13 protein-coding genes and 1 pseudogene are annotated in these 15,024 nt (G+C 67.3%); 5 read left to right on the top strand and 9 right to left on the bottom strand.

Going from position 1 to position 15,024, the window contains the following annotated elements; translation table 11 throughout:
• Positions 1 to 50 precede the first annotated feature (50 nt).
• Entirely contained in the window at positions 51 to 947 is an 897-nt protein-coding gene (locus ON33_RS07600) for a helix-turn-helix domain-containing protein (protein ID WP_083868696.1), read from the bottom strand.
• A 56-nt stretch (positions 948 to 1,003) separates the two neighbouring features.
• Between ON33_RS07600 and ON33_RS07595 the strand changes: the two genes are divergently transcribed.
• A complete protein-coding gene (locus ON33_RS07595) occupies positions 1,004 to 1,474 on the top strand; it encodes a VOC family protein (RefSeq protein ID WP_040856878.1) in 471 nt (156 codons plus the stop codon).
• A gap of 125 nt (positions 1,475 to 1,599) precedes the next feature.
• Here ON33_RS07595 and uvrB read toward each other — a convergent pair whose 3' ends face one another.
• Positions 1,600 to 3,765 carry an excinuclease ABC subunit UvrB gene (gene uvrB / locus ON33_RS07590; RefSeq protein WP_040856876.1) on the bottom strand — a complete coding sequence of 722 codons (2,166 nt, stop codon included), beginning with the start codon at positions 3,763 to 3,765 and terminating at the stop codon, positions 1,600 to 1,602.
• Between the two features lie 369 nt (positions 3,766 to 4,134).
• Here uvrB and ON33_RS44700 point away from each other — a divergent pair, with 369 nt between their 5' ends.
• Positions 4,135 to 4,719, top strand: a complete 585-nt coding sequence (locus tag ON33_RS44700; protein WP_083868695.1) for a DUF402 domain-containing protein — start codon at positions 4,135 to 4,137, stop codon at positions 4,717 to 4,719.
• A gap of 66 nt (positions 4,720 to 4,785) precedes the next feature.
• Here the strand turns inward: ON33_RS44700 and ON33_RS07580 are convergent, their stop codons facing one another.
• Positions 4,786 to 5,211, bottom strand: coding sequence for an Ig-like domain repeat protein (locus ON33_RS07580; RefSeq protein ID WP_040857063.1), 426 nt, complete (start codon positions 5,209 to 5,211; stop codon positions 4,786 to 4,788).
• Positions 5,212 to 5,423: 212 nt separating this feature from the next.
• Between ON33_RS07580 and ON33_RS07575 the strand changes: the two genes are divergently transcribed.
• Positions 5,424 to 5,948 (top strand): ribonuclease FAU-1 family protein, encoded by a 525-nt coding sequence (locus ON33_RS07575; RefSeq protein ID WP_040857061.1) that lies wholly within the window; start codon positions 5,424 to 5,426, stop codon positions 5,946 to 5,948.
• A 93-nt stretch (positions 5,949 to 6,041) separates the two neighbouring features.
• On the opposite strand, the pseudogene coaE reads toward ON33_RS07575, so the two are convergent.
• Positions 6,042 to 6,992 (bottom strand): annotated as a pseudogene (gene coaE, locus ON33_RS07570) (dephospho-CoA kinase); the annotation flags it as partial.
• A gap of 268 nt (positions 6,993 to 7,260) precedes the next feature.
• On the opposite strand from coaE, the gene ON33_RS07565 reads away from it, so the two are divergent.
• Entirely contained in the window at positions 7,261 to 7,479 is a 219-nt protein-coding gene (locus tag ON33_RS07565) for a hypothetical protein (RefSeq protein WP_040856874.1), read from the top strand.
• A 144-nt stretch (positions 7,480 to 7,623) separates the two neighbouring features.
• Here the strand turns inward: ON33_RS07565 and ON33_RS07560 are convergent, their stop codons facing one another.
• Together ON33_RS07560 and rpsA are read right to left on the bottom strand one after the other, a co-directional pair.
• Positions 7,624 to 9,147, bottom strand: coding sequence for a phospholipase C (locus tag ON33_RS07560; RefSeq protein ID WP_040856872.1), 1,524 nt, complete (start codon positions 9,145 to 9,147; stop codon positions 7,624 to 7,626).
• A gap of 242 nt (positions 9,148 to 9,389) precedes the next feature.
• Positions 9,390 to 10,853: a 30S ribosomal protein S1 gene (rpsA, locus tag ON33_RS07555; RefSeq protein ID WP_040856871.1), complete on the bottom strand. Its 1,464-nt coding sequence runs from the start codon at positions 10,851 to 10,853 to the stop codon at positions 9,390 to 9,392.
• Between the two features lie 295 nt (positions 10,854 to 11,148).
• Here rpsA and ON33_RS07550 point away from each other — a divergent pair, with 295 nt between their 5' ends.
• The gene (locus tag ON33_RS07550; RefSeq protein WP_040856869.1) at positions 11,149 to 12,021 is read left to right on the top strand and encodes a class I SAM-dependent methyltransferase; all 873 of its coding nucleotides are present in this window, start codon (positions 11,149 to 11,151) and stop codon (positions 12,019 to 12,021) included.
• Between the two features lie 489 nt (positions 12,022 to 12,510).
• On the opposite strand, the gene ON33_RS42220 is transcribed toward ON33_RS07550, so the two are convergent.
• The 3 genes from ON33_RS42220 to ON33_RS07540 form a co-directional block, all read right to left on the bottom strand.
• Positions 12,511 to 12,669, bottom strand: a complete 159-nt coding sequence (locus ON33_RS42220; protein ID WP_169336786.1) for a type II toxin-antitoxin system antitoxin — start codon at positions 12,667 to 12,669, stop codon at positions 12,511 to 12,513.
• Positions 12,669 to 13,547: an SPFH domain-containing protein gene (locus ON33_RS07545; RefSeq protein WP_040856867.1), complete on the bottom strand. Its 879-nt coding sequence runs from the start codon at positions 13,545 to 13,547 to the stop codon at positions 12,669 to 12,671. The genes ON33_RS42220 and ON33_RS07545 overlap by 1 nt, the downstream gene beginning before the upstream one ends.
• Before the next feature lie 109 nt (positions 13,548 to 13,656).
• Complete coding sequence (locus tag ON33_RS07540; protein WP_040856865.1) at positions 13,657 to 15,021, bottom strand: FAD-binding oxidoreductase; 1,365 nt, start codon at positions 15,019 to 15,021, stop codon at positions 13,657 to 13,659.
• Positions 15,022 to 15,024 lie beyond the last annotated feature (3 nt).

Genomic DNA, 15,024 nt, shown 5'->3' with positions numbered 1-15,024 from the left:
CACGGCAACCAACTTCACAGGCGCCCGGATTATTCCCGGATCAGCAGTAATCAGGACGCTATCGAGATGCGGGCGTATTCCAGCGGAGGCATCCCGATCTCCTTGGCGAACTCGTTGGAGAAGTGCGCCTGATCGAAGTAGCCCAGTTCCAGAGCCAGCGCTGCCAGGTCCGAGGAGCGACCCTCGGCCAGCAGATGCGCGCCGTCCTGGAGGCGATAGCGGCGCAGCACCCACTTCGGACCCGCCCCGACATAGCGGCGGAACAACCGCTGCAGAGTGCGCACGGGAATGCCGAATCGCTCGGTGACCTGGTCGACCCGGGTCAGATCGCGATCATTTTCCATGGCCTCGATGATCGTCAGCACCTGGCGGTAGGCGGTGTCGTCTCCCCCGCCGGCCTCCTCGCGCTGAACCCCGACCAGGAAATCCTCGATCAGATCCCGGCGGCGCTCGGCGTCGGCGGTCGCGAGCACGGCCTCGGCCAGGGCGTCTGCCGCGGGGAAGATATCGGTTGCCGGTACCGAGGTGTCACTGAGCGCCCCGACGTCCAGTCCTGTGAACGCACCGAAGCCGCCGGCCCGGAACTTGACGCCGAAAGTCTCACCCTCCCCGGCCAATTCCCGCACGTACTTGGTGGTCCAGACGCCGGTGACGAAGGCGCCGGTGCGTTCGTGGGTGCGCTCGAAGGTCAGATTCACGCAGGGATACGACAGCACCTCGGCCCGGAAAGGCGGCTGGCCCCGGCGATCCCAGCGCACCGCCCAATACCACTCGACATAGCGCGACACCCGTGGGCCGGCAGGCAGCCGGGAGTGATTGTTGGCCTCGTTCTGCTGGCGGGGCCGCAGGATGCCCTTGGCGGTCTCCGGCGGCGGCACCGGCCGTGGCGAGAACCGGCCCGCGGCAGCGCTTCCGCCGCCCCCTTCGGCGGTATTTCCGGTGGTCATCGTCGCTGTCGCTTTCTTACAAGACCATCTTCGCCGCGGCGGCGAGAGTAGAGCCCATGAGCAACGCAGTGAATCCGATTCCCGAGGGCTACCACTCCATCACCTGCTTCCTGGCCGTCCCGGACGCCAATGCGGCGATCGAGTTCTATTCCGCCGTGTTCGGCGCGAAGGTGCTGAGCCGCAACGATCTTCCCGACGGCCAGGCCGCGCACGCCGAACTCCTCATCGGCGACTCCACCATCCAGGTCGGCATGCCCATTCCCGACGAGGGCCTGCGCGCCCCCGCCGACGACTGGGTCCACACCAGCGTCGTCCACTACTGCCCGGATGTGGACGCCGTCTCGAAGCTGGCCTCCGAGAACGGCGCCCGCTTCGTCGCCGAACCCGCGACCTTCGTCACCGGCGACCGCTTCGGCCGGGTCATGGATCCGTTCGGCCACCGCTGGATCGTCATGACACGAGTCGAGGATGTCTCCCGCGAAGAGGCCGAACGTCGCGTCAACGAATGGATGGCCCAGCAGGGCTGACCGTGGCGCTTCCCCGCCCGGCGGATCATCCGGCGCGCGGGGAACGCTCCCAGGCGTTGCGCCCGTCCCCTCGCCGCGCCGGCACCCCGCTGCTTGCCGAAGGTGCTTGGGCCGCAAGTCTTCTCTCACGAGAGGCCGGCGGCATCCATGCCGCGTAGTTCCTTCTTGAGATCGGCGATCTCGTCGCGGAGGCGGCCGGCCAGCTCGAACTGCAGCTCGCGCGCCGCGTTCATCATCTGCGCGGTCATGTCCTTGATCAGGTCGGCGAGTTCGGCGCGCGGCATGTTCTTCACATCGCGCCCCTCGTAGACACCGGCGCTCACCGCCCGCCCGGGCTCGCCCTGGGCGCGGCGGCCGCGGCTGACATTGCGGCCCGAGCCGCCCACCTCGACCTCGGTCTCCTCGGCCTCGCGATACACCTGGTCGAGAATGTCGGCGATCTTCTTGCGCAACGGTTTCGGGTCGATACCGCGCTCTTCGTTGTAGGCGATCTGCTTGGCGCGGCGGCGTTCGGTCTCGTCGATGGCGTGGCGCATGGAGTCGGTGATCTTGTCCGCGTACATGTGGACCTCGCCCGAGACATTGCGCGCCGCACGGCCGATGGTCTGGATGAGGCTGGTAGCCGAACGCAGGAAGCCCTCCTTGTCGGCGTCCAGAATCGCGACCAGCGAGACCTCGGGCAGGTCCAGACCCTCACGCAGCAGGTTGATGCCGACCAGTACGTCGTATTCACCCAGACGCAGCTGCCGCAGCAATTCCACGCGGCGCAGAGTGTCGATCTCCGAGTGCAGATAGCGCACGCGCACGCCGAGTCCCAGCAGGTAGTCGGTGAGATCCTCGGCCATCTTCTTGGTCAGTGTGGTGACCAGCACGCGTTCGTCGCGCTCGGTGCGCAACCGGATCTCGTGCACCAGATCGTCTATCTGCCCCTTGGTCGGTTTCACCACCACGTGCGGATCCACCAGACCGGTCGGGCGAATGACCTGCTCGACGAATTCACCTCCGGTCTGGCCCAGTTCGTACGGGCCGGGCGTGGCCGACAGGTACACTGCCTGCCCGATCCGGTCGGCGAACTCCTCCCAGGTGAGCGGCCGGTTGTCCACCGCCGACGGCAGCCGGAAGCCGTACTCCACCAGGTTCCGCTTGCGCGACATATCGCCTTCGTACATGCCGCCGATCTGCGGCACGGTGACATGCGATTCGTCGATGACGAGCAGGAAATCCTCGGGGAAGTAATCCAGCAGGGTGGCCGGCGCGGTACCGGCGGCGCGGCCGTCGATATGCCGCGAGTAATTCTCGATACCGGAGCAGAAACCGACCTGCTTGATCATCTCCAGGTCGTATTGGGTGCGCATCCGAAGGCGTTGCGCCTCCAGCAATTTGCCCTGCTTCTCCAATTCCGCGAGCCGCGTCTCGAGTTCGGCTTCGATATCCCGCACGGCGCGTTCCATGCGTTCCGGGCCGGCTACATAGTGGGTGGCCGGGAAAATCCGGACCATATCCACCTGGCGCACCACATCACCGGTCAGCGGGTGCAGGTAGTACAGCGCCTCGATCTCGTCGCCGAAGAATTCGATGCGCACCGCCAATTCCTCGTAGGAGGGAATGATTTCGACGGTGTCGCCGCGCACCCGGAAACTGCCGCGGGTGAACGACATGTCATTGCGGGTGTATTGCACATCCACCAGCAGGCGCAGCAGCCGATCGCGATCGATCTCGGTGCCGACCTGCAGCTCCACCGACCGGTCCAGGTACGACTGCGGGGTGCCGAGGCCGTAGATGCACGACACCGACGCCACCACCACCACATCCCGCCGCGAGAGCAGGCTCGACGTGGCCGAGTGCCGCAGCCGCTCGACATCGTCGTTGATCGAGCTGTCCTTCTCGATATAGGTATCGGTCTGCGCGATGTAGGCCTCGGGCTGGTAGTAGTCGTAATACGAGACGAAGTACTCGACCGCGTTGTTGGGCAGCATCTCGCGCAGCTCGTTGGCCAGCTGCGCGGCCAGCGTCTTGTTCGGCGCCATCACCAGCGTGGGCCGCTGCAGCCGCTCGATCAGCCAGGCCGTGGTTGCGGACTTGCCGGTACCGGTGGCGCCCAGTAGCACCACATCCTTCTCGCCGGCCCGGATGCGGCGCTCGAGCTCCTCGATAGCGGCGGGCTGGTCACCGGCCGGCCGATGCTCGCTGACGACCTGGAACCGCCCGTCGACGCGTTCGACGTCGCCGATGGGCCGGTGCTCGGAGTGAGCCAGCGGCAGGTCGTCCGGGATCTCGGTAGCGAAGGCCATGTCCCCAGCCTAGGACGACCCACCGACAAGAACCCGGGAGGCGGCGCCACGTTCGCCGTGGGCGGAGTTCACCGCGTGGGTCCCGGCACTCCGCCGAGTTTCACCCCCGCCCGGCACCGGCTTCGCGGAGCGATGGCTCGCACCGCCGCACCGCATTCTCGATTTCCGCCCGCAGCGCGAAGTCTCTAGTCCCGCAAACAATTCGGTAAAGGACTTCTAATGTCCGAATTGACCGTTACCCCAAGGGATTTCAGGTCGTACGCGTGTTGCGGTGTCGCATGGATCTCAGTCCGTGTACGACGGTTTGAATCCCGGTTTCCGGGTGTACTCTGAGCTCGCTGGTCGCACGATTCGAGAAGAGGCAGGGCGATGACCGGTCTGCATACGCCACAGCGGAATTCCACCAATGGCGCACACCCGCACCGAACGATCGGCAACACCCCTCCGGTGTCCCCGCATCGCCCCAGACTCGAATTTTTCAATCTCGCGGATCTGTCGTGGACCGATTATCGCGGTTTTCTACATCCCGTGGAGCGATTACATGCAGAACCGTACGGTCTGTATGTCGAACGGACCGTGGACAATCCGCGATTCCACTACATCGAGTCCTGGCTGCTGCCCGAACTCACACTCCGCGCCACGGTCTATCACACCCGGCCCGGACACGACCGCGGCCAGACCTATTACCTCGACATCGGCGAGTACGGTCCGTGCGAGGCCAAGAAGTGGCGGGCCGAGAGTCACTACCTGCACGTGGTGGCGCGCCCGGGCCAGATGCCCGAGCTGGTCGGCATCGACGAGCTGCTGACCGCCCATGCCGCAGGGCATTTCGACACCGCGCGCACGCATCTCGCCATCGAGCGGGCGGCCGCGGTGGTGGACGGCATCGCCGGCTGCGGTCATGATGTCGACCGCTGGCTCGCGGGGCAGGGCATCACGCTCAGCTGGCTGTAGAGACAACACCGCCCGGTCCGTGCAGCACTGACCGGGCGGGCTGGAACGGGTCTGTCCGCCCTCCGACTAGCCGGACAGGCTCGGGAGCAGTCCATTGAGACCGCAGCCGAAGCTACCGAAGCTGCTGGCCGGATCCACCTGGACGGTGATCGATTTCGAGAACAGATCCTGGGTGACGGTCAGCGTGTGTGAACCGGCGGTGGTGGGCGTCCAGCTGAGCGTGGCCTTCCCGGTCAGGATCGACGGGGTGACCGGACTGCCGGTCAGTTCGGTGCCGTTGTCCCGGAAACTCACCGACAGCAGACGGTCGACGTCCAGGGTCGCGGTGAGGGTGTAGGAGCAGCCGACATTGTGGGAGGATCCGCCCGAGACTTGCAGATCGGACGGCCACGCGCCGGCCTGCGGCGCGGCCAGGACGATGGCACCGGCTACCGCGCCGAAGGTCGTGACTCCCACGCCGACCCGGCGAGCGCGGGCTGTATGTGCGTTCATGCAGGTATATCCCTTGGGTTGAGGCACCCGCCCAGGCGCGGCGGGTCGAAAGCGCGCGAAAGAGAGCGCAGCCGCACAGTAGCGAAACAAGAACGCTTCAGATTGCGTTTTCGGAAAATTCGCCCCTCGCGGCACCGGATTCCAGCAATCTGCCGGCGACGCGACAGCCGCTCCGCTGGACGACCGCCGCCCGACACGCGATGCTGAATGACATGACTCGGGCACCCGCGGTAGATCTGCACCGACCCAAGGTGGAGTACTTCAATATCGACGAGCTCACCAATATCGACCCCAAGGGTTTCGTGCGGCAGGTGGAGCGGTACCAGATCGAGCCGTGGGGCATGTACATGGCCCGCACGTCCGACCATCCCGAGTTCCACTACATCGAATCCTGGCTGCTGCCAACGGTGTCCATCCGCGCCACCGTCTTCCACTTCACCCCCGCACACCTGCGCGACCAGGACTACTACATCGACATCGGCGAGTTCGCGCAGGTCGGCCCGAAGCAGTGGAAGTCGGTCGACCACTACCTGGATCTGGTGGTCCGCCAGGGCCGCGAGGTCGAGCTGCTCGACGTGGACGAGTTGCTCGCCGCGCACGCCGCCGGCTACCTGACCCTGACCGAGGCCCAGCAGGCCATCGAGACGGCCACCGCCACCATCGACGGCATCGCCGCGCACGGCCACAGTTTCGAGGACTGGCTGGCGGCCAAGGGCATCACACTGACCTGGATGTAGATCACGCACAAAGGGGCCGTCCGCACCGAAGGGTGCAGACGGCCCCTTTCACTGTCGAAGCGTGTCCGGCGGTCAGACGCCGAGGATGAGATCGACCGGGCGGCCCGGGTCGGTGTTCGCGTGCAACCGCTCCCCCGCCGCGACATCCACACCCGACGCGGCGAGCAGCGCATCCCCGTCGGCGACCGGCGGGAAACCGATGTCCGCCAGTCGATCCCGCAGACCCGCCACGTCGACGCCGTCGGCGACCGCGATCCGGATGTCGAGAACGTCGGCGGCGGGCTTGCCCGGCACCGAGGTCGGCCCCACGTGTTCGATGCTCCGCGCGTCCGCGCCACAGGCCACCGCGAGCCGCGCGATGACCCGTTGCGCCTGCGCCGGCCATTCCGGATTCGCCTCCACCACCGGCAGTTCCGGCCGGGCGGCAGGGGTACGGGTGCGCAGGTTGCGTTCGAAGGGCACCAGGCGCTCGTCCCACAGCCGGTGCACCTGGGCGTCGATCACGCCGTTCGCGCCATTGTTGTCGAGCAGCACGTCGGCCACGGCCCGGCGCTGAGCATCGGTGGCCTGGGCGGCGATCCGGGCGCGGGCATCGGCCTCGTCGATGCCGCGGAACTCGACCAGGCGGCGCAGCCGGGTCTCCTCGGCGGCGTCCACGATGACGACCAGGTTCATGAAGGGCGCGAGGCCGTTCTCCACCAGCAGCGGAATGTCCTGCACCACAATGCCGTCCGCGGGGGCGGCGGCGATGAGCTCGGCGGTGCGCTTGCCGACCAGCGGGTGCGTGATGCCGTTGAGGGTGGCGCGGGCCTCGTCGGAGGCGAAGGCCTTGGCGGCCAGAGCCGGTCGGTCGAGGCTGCCGTCGGCGGCGAGGATGTCGTCGCCGAAGGCCGCGACCAGGGCGGCGAGTCCCTCGGTGCCGGGCGCCACCACCTCGCGGGCGATGACGTCACTGTCCACCAGCACGGCTCCGCGCTCGGTGAGAATGCGGGCGACGGTGGACTTGCCCGCGCCCATGCCTCCGGTGAGACCGATTCGCAACATTGGTTCAGTCTCGCATCAACGCCGGTCTTCGCGCCCCTCAGGGTTACCCTCTCCGGACTGCGGTTTCACCTGCAAGTGCAGTACTTGGCCATTCCGTGATGCCCGTGAGACCGTTTCGCAACTTTTTCGGAGAATACGGACCATTTGTCGGCAAGATTCCGACACGCCGGGGTGAATGTCGCGCAAAATTCGGTGACGCACACTTTTGTTCGGCTACTGTTCGCCGCAGGCGATCTTAGGCCGGTAACACGCAAGAGAAGGAACATCAGTGGGCACCAAAAAACTCCAGACGGGTCGCCACCGTCTGGGCCTGGCGGGCACCGTGCATTGCATCGAGATCCCCGCCGTCGCAGCCGCTCTCGTCGAGCACCGTCGTTCCTGGCTGACCGCACTGCTAAGCCCGGCCCGGCACAGCGTCGCGGCCACGCGAAAACGGTCGCCCGAGATCCCGGTCGTGCGGCGCTGGATTCCGGCCACCGCCGGCTGATCCGGCAGGCCGGTCAATCCGCCGCCGCCGTCGATCCGCTTCCTCGAAACGCCCAGTGGCCCGGTCCGATTCGGACCGAGCCACCGTTTTCGTGTGCGTGTTACGTGATGCCGCTCAGGCGATCACCCCGCGTCACCGGAACTCCTACACGATTCCGCTGGGGCGACGACGCGTGCCGGGGTCCTGCGTGGGCATGGCGTTCGGCGGCACCGGGTAGGGCGTGCCGACGGTCGCGGTACCCAGGGCGATGTTCGGCCCGCACTGCGCCAGCGCGGCATCGACCTTCCGATTCGCCGGGGCGAACGCGGGTTTCGTGGCGTCCGGGGCCGAGGCGAAGTCGAAGGCCGAGGTCATGTCCCCGGTGACACCGCGCCGCCACGCGGTCAGGTTGGGCACGTCTACGCCGAAGCGGCGCTCGATCAGGCGCAGCTGCGAGGTGTGGTCGAAGGTCTCCGAGGCCACCAGGCCGCCGCGGCTGTAGGGCGAAACCACCAGGCATGGAACGCGATAGCCGAGCCCGATGGGACCGGTGATGCCCTCGAACTTCTTGTCGGTCGGCACGGTGATGTACTCGCCCGGCGTGCCCACGGGCGGGGTCGGCGGAGTGACGTGGTCGAAGAAGCCGCCGTTCTCGTCGTAGCTGATGATCAGCGCGGTCTTCTCCCACACCGCCGGATTCGAGGTGAGGATGTCGAGCACCTGCATGATGCCGACGGCGCCGAAGGCCGGCGGCAGGGCCGGGTGCTCGCAGTTGAGCAGCGGCGGGATCACCCAGGACACGGCGGGCAGCTGGTTGGCCGCCACGTCGGCGGCGAAGTCCAGCGGGTAGGCCGGGGCCTTACCGCGGCGCGCCAGTTCGGAATTCGGGTCGGCGGCCTGCTTGAAGCAGCCCATCATGCCGTCCAGGATGACCGAGGACAGCGGGCCGATGTCGCGGTTGTTGTAGATCTTCCAGCTGACTCCGGCGTCGGAGAGGTTCTCCGGCATGGTCCGCCAGCTGTAGGCGTTCTGCGGGATCAGCGTCGGCGTCTCGAGCAGCGGGCCGCCATTGCGGCCGTCCGGGTCGATGGTCGCCGAGACCCAGTACAGGCGGTTGGGGTCGGTCGGGCCGAGCACCGAGCAGTGGTAGCCGTCGCAGAGGGTGAAGGCATTGGCCAGGTCCCAGTGCACGGGGACGTCGGCCTGGGTGTAGTAACCCATTGCGGCAGGCCCGTTTCCGGCGCCGACCGAGGCGATGGACATGGGCATCCAGCCGTCGTTGCGGCCGTTGTTCCACGCCTTGTGCGTGCCGACCCAGCCGTGGTCGGGGTCGTTGATGCATTCACCGTCGAGGGTGGCGCCGCGGGTGGTGTCGAGGCGGAAGGGGTTGAGGAAGCCGTCCGCGGTCGGGCCGACGCCGGGCGCGTACCCGTACTGGTTCCAGGCCGGGGACGGGTCGTCGAAGCCGCGCACGCCGGACATGGTGCCGAAGTAGTGGTCGAAGGACCGGTTCTCCTGCATGAGCAGCACGATGTGCTCGATGTCGCCGAGCCCACCCATCCCGGCGGGATCGGCGGCGTAGGCCCGCTCGATGATCGGCCCGGCCAATGAGGCGAGCGAGGCCGCACCGCCGGCGGCCATGGCTTTCGCCAGAAAATCGCGTCTGTTGATTCCGGCGAACACGCCCATGCCCCGGTAGTGCCTTCCCGCTAGGAGTGAGAGGAATTGAACGCCGAGACCATATTCGGTCAAACGTCCAGCTCGCATCCAACCCTCGAATGGTGACGGCCCAGCGAACCATTCGTAACCGTAGCGGGTCCAATCGGAGACTCGGCCAGTGACGTGCGCCTCAGAAAGAACGACAAAAACGAAAGTCCCCTGACCCATTGGGGCCAGGGGACTTTCGTTATCGCTTACCGCGGAACAGCGAATCAGGCGTTGCCCGACAGCTTCTCGCGCAGGGCAGCCAGCTGCGCGTCGCTCGCGAGCGAGCCACCGGCCGGCTCGGAGGACGAAGCAGCGGCCTGCGAACCCGACTCCGAGGAGTAGTTCGACGGACCACCGTTGGCAGCCTCGGCGGCGGCGTCGGCGGCCATCTTCTCCATCTGAGCGGTGTGCATCTTGTGGCGACGCTCGGCCTCGGCGTACCGGGTCTCCCACTCCTCACGCTGCTTCTCGAAGCCCTCGAGCCATTCGTTGGTCTCGGAGTCGAAGCCCTCGGGGAAGATGTAGTTGCCCTGGTCGTCGTAGCTGTCGGCCATGCCGTACTTCGACGGGTCGAACTCGGCCGTGTAGTCCTCGTTGGCCTGCTTCAGCGACAGCGAGATCCGGCGACGCTCGAGGTCGATGTCGATGACCTTGACCATGGCGTCGTCGCCGACGGCGACAACCTGGTCCGGGACCTCGACGTGGCGCTCGGCCAGCTCGGAGATGTGCACCAGGCCCTCGATGCCCTCTTCGACGCGCACGAACGCACCGAACGGAACCAGCTTGGTGACCTTGCCCGGCACGATCTGACCGATCGCGTGGGTGCGGGCGAACTGACGCCACGGGTCTTCCTGGGTCGCCTTGAGCGACAGGGAGACACGCTCGCGGTCCAGGTCGACGTCGAGAACCTCGACGGTGACCTCGTTGCCGACCTCGACAACCTCGGACGGGTGGTCGATGTGCTTCCAGGACAGCTCGGAGACGTGCACCAGACCGTCCACGCCACCCAGGTCCACGAAGGCACCGAAGTTGACGATGGAGGAGACCACACCCTTGCGGACCTGGCCCTTCTGCAGCTGGTGCAGGAACTCGCTGCGGACCTCGGACTGGGTCTGCTCGAGCCAGGCGCGACGCGACAGGACCACGTTGTTGCGGTTCTTGTCGAGCTCGATGATCTTGGCCTCGATCTCCTTGCCGACGTACGGCTGGAGGTCGCGGACACGGCGCATCTCGACCAGCGACGCCGGGAGGAAGCCACGCAGACCGATGTCCAGGATCAGGCCGCCCTTGACGACCTCGATGACGGTGCCCTTGACGGCCTCGTCCTTCTCCTTGAGCTCCTCGATCGTGCCCCAAGCCCGCTCGTACTGAGCGCGCTTCTTCGACAGGATCAGGCGGCCTTCCTTGTCCTCCTTGGTGAGAACGAGGGCCTCGACCTCATCGCCCACGGAAACGACCTCGGCCGGGTCGACATCGTGCTTGATGGACAGTTCGCGAGACGGGATCACGCCTTCGGTCTTGTAACCGATGTCGAGAAGGACCTCGTCACGATCGACCTTGACGATGGTTCCTTCGACGATATCTCCGTCGTTGAAGTACTTGATGGTCTTGTCGATGGCGGCGAGGAAGTCCTCGGCAGTGCCGATGTCGTTGACGGCAACCTGCGGCGAGGTGACAGTGGTGGGCATGTGTTGGGAGGCTCCGGACGGATTGTGGTCGGTAGTGGACATGTGGACTTTCGGTATTGCTGCGAACAGCAGGCGTTGGAACTAACGTTGGTCATGCACAGCACAGCGCTGCGACGCTGCACAACGCTGCCCTGCTGTAACTTCCAAAGACAGCATGCGGACTCACAGCACGATTATCTGCTCTACTCGGTCTCGAGAAACCGGGTACAGAAGACACTCGCGGAAAACAGCGTACGCGACGGGTGTTGTACCAAGCAAACATGGGTCCCGGCGCGCGGCTGGATAGGGTGAGCCCATGTCCGAAGATCACTCCGTCACCACCGACGATACCCGGCACGCCGAAGCCAACACCCTGCTCGGGACGGTGGGAGTGACCCGCGCCAAGGTCGACTCACGGTCCAGTCAGCGCGCCAGCCGCAGGTGGTGGGACGCGGACGCCGCGGCCTACCACGAGACCCACGCCGACTTCCTCGGCGTGGACTCCCCCGCCGGCGAATTCGTGTGGTGCCCGGAGGGATTGCACGAGGGTGACTGGCATCTATTGGGAGACATCGCCGGCAAGCGGATCCTGGAGATCGGCTGCGGCTCGGCGCCCTGCTCGCGCTGGCTCGCCTCACACGGCGCGCACCCGGTCGGGCTCGACATCTCCCGTGCCATGCTCGACCGGGGTCTGGCCGCGATGGCCGCGGGCGGGCCCCGGGTTCCGCTCGTCCAGTCGGGTGCCGAGGAATTGCCCTTCGCCGACGCGTCTTTCGATCTGGCCTGCTCCGCGTTCGGCGCGGTGCCGTTCGTCGCGGACTCCGCTCAGGTGATGCGGGAGGTGCACCGCGTCCTCAAACCGGGTGGCCGCTGGGTCTTCTCGGTGAACCATCCGATGCGCTGGATCTTCCCCGACGACCCGGGCCCCGAGGGCCTGCGCGCCACCATCCCTTATTTCGACCGCACCCCGTACGTCGAACTGGACTCCGAGGGCGAACCCACCTACGTCGAACACCACCGCACCATCGGGGACCGCGTCCGCGAGATCGTCGCCGCAGGCCTCGTCCTGAAGGACATCATCGAACCGGACTGGCCCGAATGGCTCGACCGCGAGTGGGGTCAGTGGAGCCCCCTGCGCGGCGAGATCTTTCCCGGTACAGCCATTTTCGTCACCGAAAAGGCGAACTGAGAGCGACATCCGCACCCTCGTGGTGATTGGGGGTATGGCGTGGAGGAGAGCCGTTTCGGGCGCTACGGGCTGCTCCGGGCACTCGGCGCGGGCGGGATGGGGCAGCCTGTCGAGCGCGGCCCGCGCCGCGCTCGACGGCGCGGAGCCGCCGACGGTCCCGACATATCCGAGAAGTGCTGCGGCGCAATCGAACTCATCGGCCACCGCGGAACTCACCGAACGATCCCCGCCCGCCCCGGCACCCGTGGAGTTCCGGCCCGCCGATCCCGCGCGACGGTCGCTGAGTGCGCTGGTGTGGGCGGCTTCGGCGGCGGTGGCGATGGTCGTGACGGTGACGCCGGCGGTCGGCCTGGTCCGGGAGGGCGGGAATCGTTCGGCGAGTTCGGGTTCGGCCCCGTCGAGCGCAGGTGCGACGTCACCGACCGCCGCCATTCTCAGCCCTGATCCGACGACGACCGCCGCATCGACGGCGTGGACACCGTGTCGTGACTATTTCGGTTCGCGCCCGGCCTGTTTGAGGGCGAGACGGAGGGCGAATTCGATCTGCGCGTTGATGCTGCGGAGGTCGTCGGCGGCCCACTTGGCGATGGCTTCATGGACCGCCGGATCGAGCCGGAGCAGCACCTTTTTCGGCTCGCGCTTGACCATTACGCGTAGAGGGTGCCGGCGTTGACGACGGGTGAGGCGGAGCGGTCGCCGCACAGGACCACCAGCAGGTTTGACACCATCGCCGCCTTGCGCTCCTCATCGAGTTCGACCACGCCCTGGTCGGCCAGTCGGTCCAGGGCCATGCCGACCATACCGACCGCGCCCTCGACGATGCGGCTGCGGGCGGCGACCACCTGGGCGGCCTGCTGGCGGACCAGCATGGCCTGGGCGATCTCCGGTGCGTAGGCGAGGTGGGTGATGCGGGCCTCGATGATCTCGATGCCGGCCAGTTCGGTGCGGGCGCGCAGTTCGGTGGTGAGCTCCCCGGCGACCTCGGTGCCGTCGCGCAGGCTGGCGGTGCCGGCGTCGTCGGTCTGGTAGGGGTGCGTGGTGGCCAGGTGCCGGACCGCGGTCTCGGACTGGGTGCGGACGAAGTCCTCGTAGTCGTCGACGGCGAAGGCGGCCTTGTAGCTGTCCACCACCTGGTACACGACCACGGCCGCGATCTCGACCGGGTTGCCGTCGAGGTCGTTGACCTTCAGCTTCTGGGTCTCGAAGTTCCGGACCCGCAGCGAGATGCCGCGGCGGCTGGACAGCGGGGTGACCCAGTGGAACCCGGATTCGCTGACCGAGCCGATGTACCGGCCGAAGAACTGGATCACCTTGGCCTGGTTGGGATTCACCACGACAAACCCGCTCGCGGCCAGCACCGCGGCCAGGATCGTCACGGCCAGCGCCACCCCCAGGAAGGTCTGCGATCCGCCGCCGTCGCCCCGGGTGTTCAGTGCGTGCGCCTCGACGGCGATCGCGATGACCAGCAGGATCAGCACCCCCAGCATGGGGAATCCGTTCAGCCGGAAGGCTCGACGCAACTCCATGACACTCTCCCTAGTATCGAAGTGATATCACGACGATAGCGCGGAGCGAGGACGCCGGCAAGAGGTCCCCGCCGCGATGATTCGCGATGGGGACCGGGGCGGGGCCGGGTCAGCGCGGCCGGATATTGCGGTTGTTGCGGAACAGGTTGGCCGGGTCGTACTCGGTCTTCAGCGCCGCCAGCCGCGCGTAGGTGGCCGGGCGGTAGCCGGCCCGGGTCTGCGCCTCGCCGGCCTGATCGCCACCGCCGTACAGGAAGTTCAGGTTCTGCCCGACGGTCCACGGCGCCAACGTCTTTCGCACGAGATCCAGCTGATCGCGCACCTGCTCGGCATTGCCGGGCTGCGGCATGGCCAGCACGCGGGCGATGTATTCGGCGTCGCGGTGATCCATCGAGATGCCGTGCGGGCCGGGCCTTCCCAGCGCGCCGCCCAGGTGCCGGAACCCGGCCACCGTCGGCAACACCGCGTCCGGGCCGGTGACGTCCAGGAAGGCGTCGGCGGCGTCGGCGGGCAGTTCGGACAGCAGCGCGTTGGTGGCGATGTAGGCGTGCGGGTGGTCCGGATCCCGGTAGATGGCATGGCTTTCCGGGTACGACATGACCCGCAGGTCGTCGACCATCCGCGCACCGACCGCGCGCAGCGGCGCGACCAGCCGGTCCCCCTCTTCCGCGGACCCGGTGAAGGCGATGTTGATGGTCGCCGCGTAACGCCCGCGCAGGCGCTCGGGCAGCTGCGGGATGTCCGGGAAGGTCAGCATGGTGATGGCCGAGGTGACGGTGTCGGGCACATCCTGGGTCCACAGCCGCCAGGCCTCCAGCGCGGGGGCCACCAGCGGGGTGTCGAACTGCAGCTGGCCACCGTAGACCTCCGCGACGGAGAGCAGTTCGAGCTCCAGCGCGGTGACCACGCCGAAGTTGCCGCCGGTGCCCAGCACCGCGCCGAACAGCTCGTCGCCGGGGGCGAGATGACGCAGGCGCCCGTCTGCGGTCACGATCTCGATGGCGCTCACATACTCCGCCGCGTATCCGTATTCGCGGGCCAGGATGCCGACGCCGCCGCCCAGGATGTAGCCGACCACGCCGACCGACAGCGAGGAGCCGTGCAATGGCGCCAGCCCGTGCGGGGCGGCCGCCTCGATCAGGGCTCCGGCCTGGACGCCCGCGCCGATGCGGGCGGTGCGGGCCTGCGCGTCGACGCGAATGTCGGTCAGGCGGCGGGTGGTGATGAGCACGCCGCCGTCGGTGGCGACGGACAGGCCGTGACCGGTGGCCTGGACCGCGATCGGAAGGCGTCGGCGCGCCGCGTATTCCACGGCGGCACGCACGTCCTCGGCGTGGGCCGCGCCGACAACGACGGCGGGACGGTGGGTGTAAGAGGTTTGGAATCCGGCGATTTCGGCGTCGTAGCCGGTGTCGCCGGGCTGGAAGACGGGGCCGGTGGTGGCCGGCAGTTCGGTGATCGCTGTCTTCGTCATGTC

The organism is Nocardia niigatensis NBRC 100131 (genome assembly GCF_000308655.1).
In the GTDB taxonomy this organism is placed as follows: domain Bacteria; phylum Actinomycetota; class Actinomycetes; order Mycobacteriales; family Mycobacteriaceae; genus Nocardia; species Nocardia niigatensis.
The sequence above is the reverse complement of the archived record's forward strand: the minus strand, read 5'-3'. Positions and strand labels throughout refer to the sequence as shown.

Coding starts and splice junctions, on each gene's coding strand:
- ON33_RS07580 (WP_040857063.1), bottom strand. CDS start 5,211: ATGAACGCACATACAGCCCGCGCTCGCCGGGTCGGCGTGGGAGTCACG.
- ON33_RS42220 (WP_169336786.1), bottom strand. CDS start 12,669: ATGGTCAAGCGCGAGCCGAAAAAGGTGCTGCTCCGGCTCGATCCGGCG.
- ON33_RS07540 (WP_040856865.1), bottom strand. CDS start 15,021: ATGACGAAGACAGCGATCACCGAACTGCCGGCCACCACCGGCCCCGTC.
- ON33_RS07600 (WP_083868696.1), bottom strand. CDS start 947: ATGACCACCGGAAATACCGCCGAAGGGGGCGGCGGAAGCGCTGCCGCG.
- ON33_RS07595 (WP_040856878.1), top strand. CDS start 1,004: ATGAGCAACGCAGTGAATCCGATTCCCGAGGGCTACCACTCCATCACC.
- ON33_RS07575 (WP_040857061.1), top strand. CDS start 5,424: ATGACTCGGGCACCCGCGGTAGATCTGCACCGACCCAAGGTGGAGTAC.
- rpsA (WP_040856871.1), bottom strand. CDS start 10,853: ATGCCCACCACTGTCACCTCGCCGCAGGTTGCCGTCAACGACATCGGC.
- uvrB (WP_040856876.1), bottom strand. CDS start 3,765: ATGGCCTTCGCTACCGAGATCCCGGACGACCTGCCGCTGGCTCACTCC.
- ON33_RS44700 (WP_083868695.1), top strand. CDS start 4,135: ATGACCGGTCTGCATACGCCACAGCGGAATTCCACCAATGGCGCACAC.
- ON33_RS07560 (WP_040856872.1), bottom strand. CDS start 9,147: ATGGGCGTGTTCGCCGGAATCAACAGACGCGATTTTCTGGCGAAAGCC.
- ON33_RS07550 (WP_040856869.1), top strand. CDS start 11,149: ATGTCCGAAGATCACTCCGTCACCACCGACGATACCCGGCACGCCGAA.
- ON33_RS07545 (WP_040856867.1), bottom strand. CDS start 13,547: ATGGAGTTGCGTCGAGCCTTCCGGCTGAACGGATTCCCCATGCTGGGG.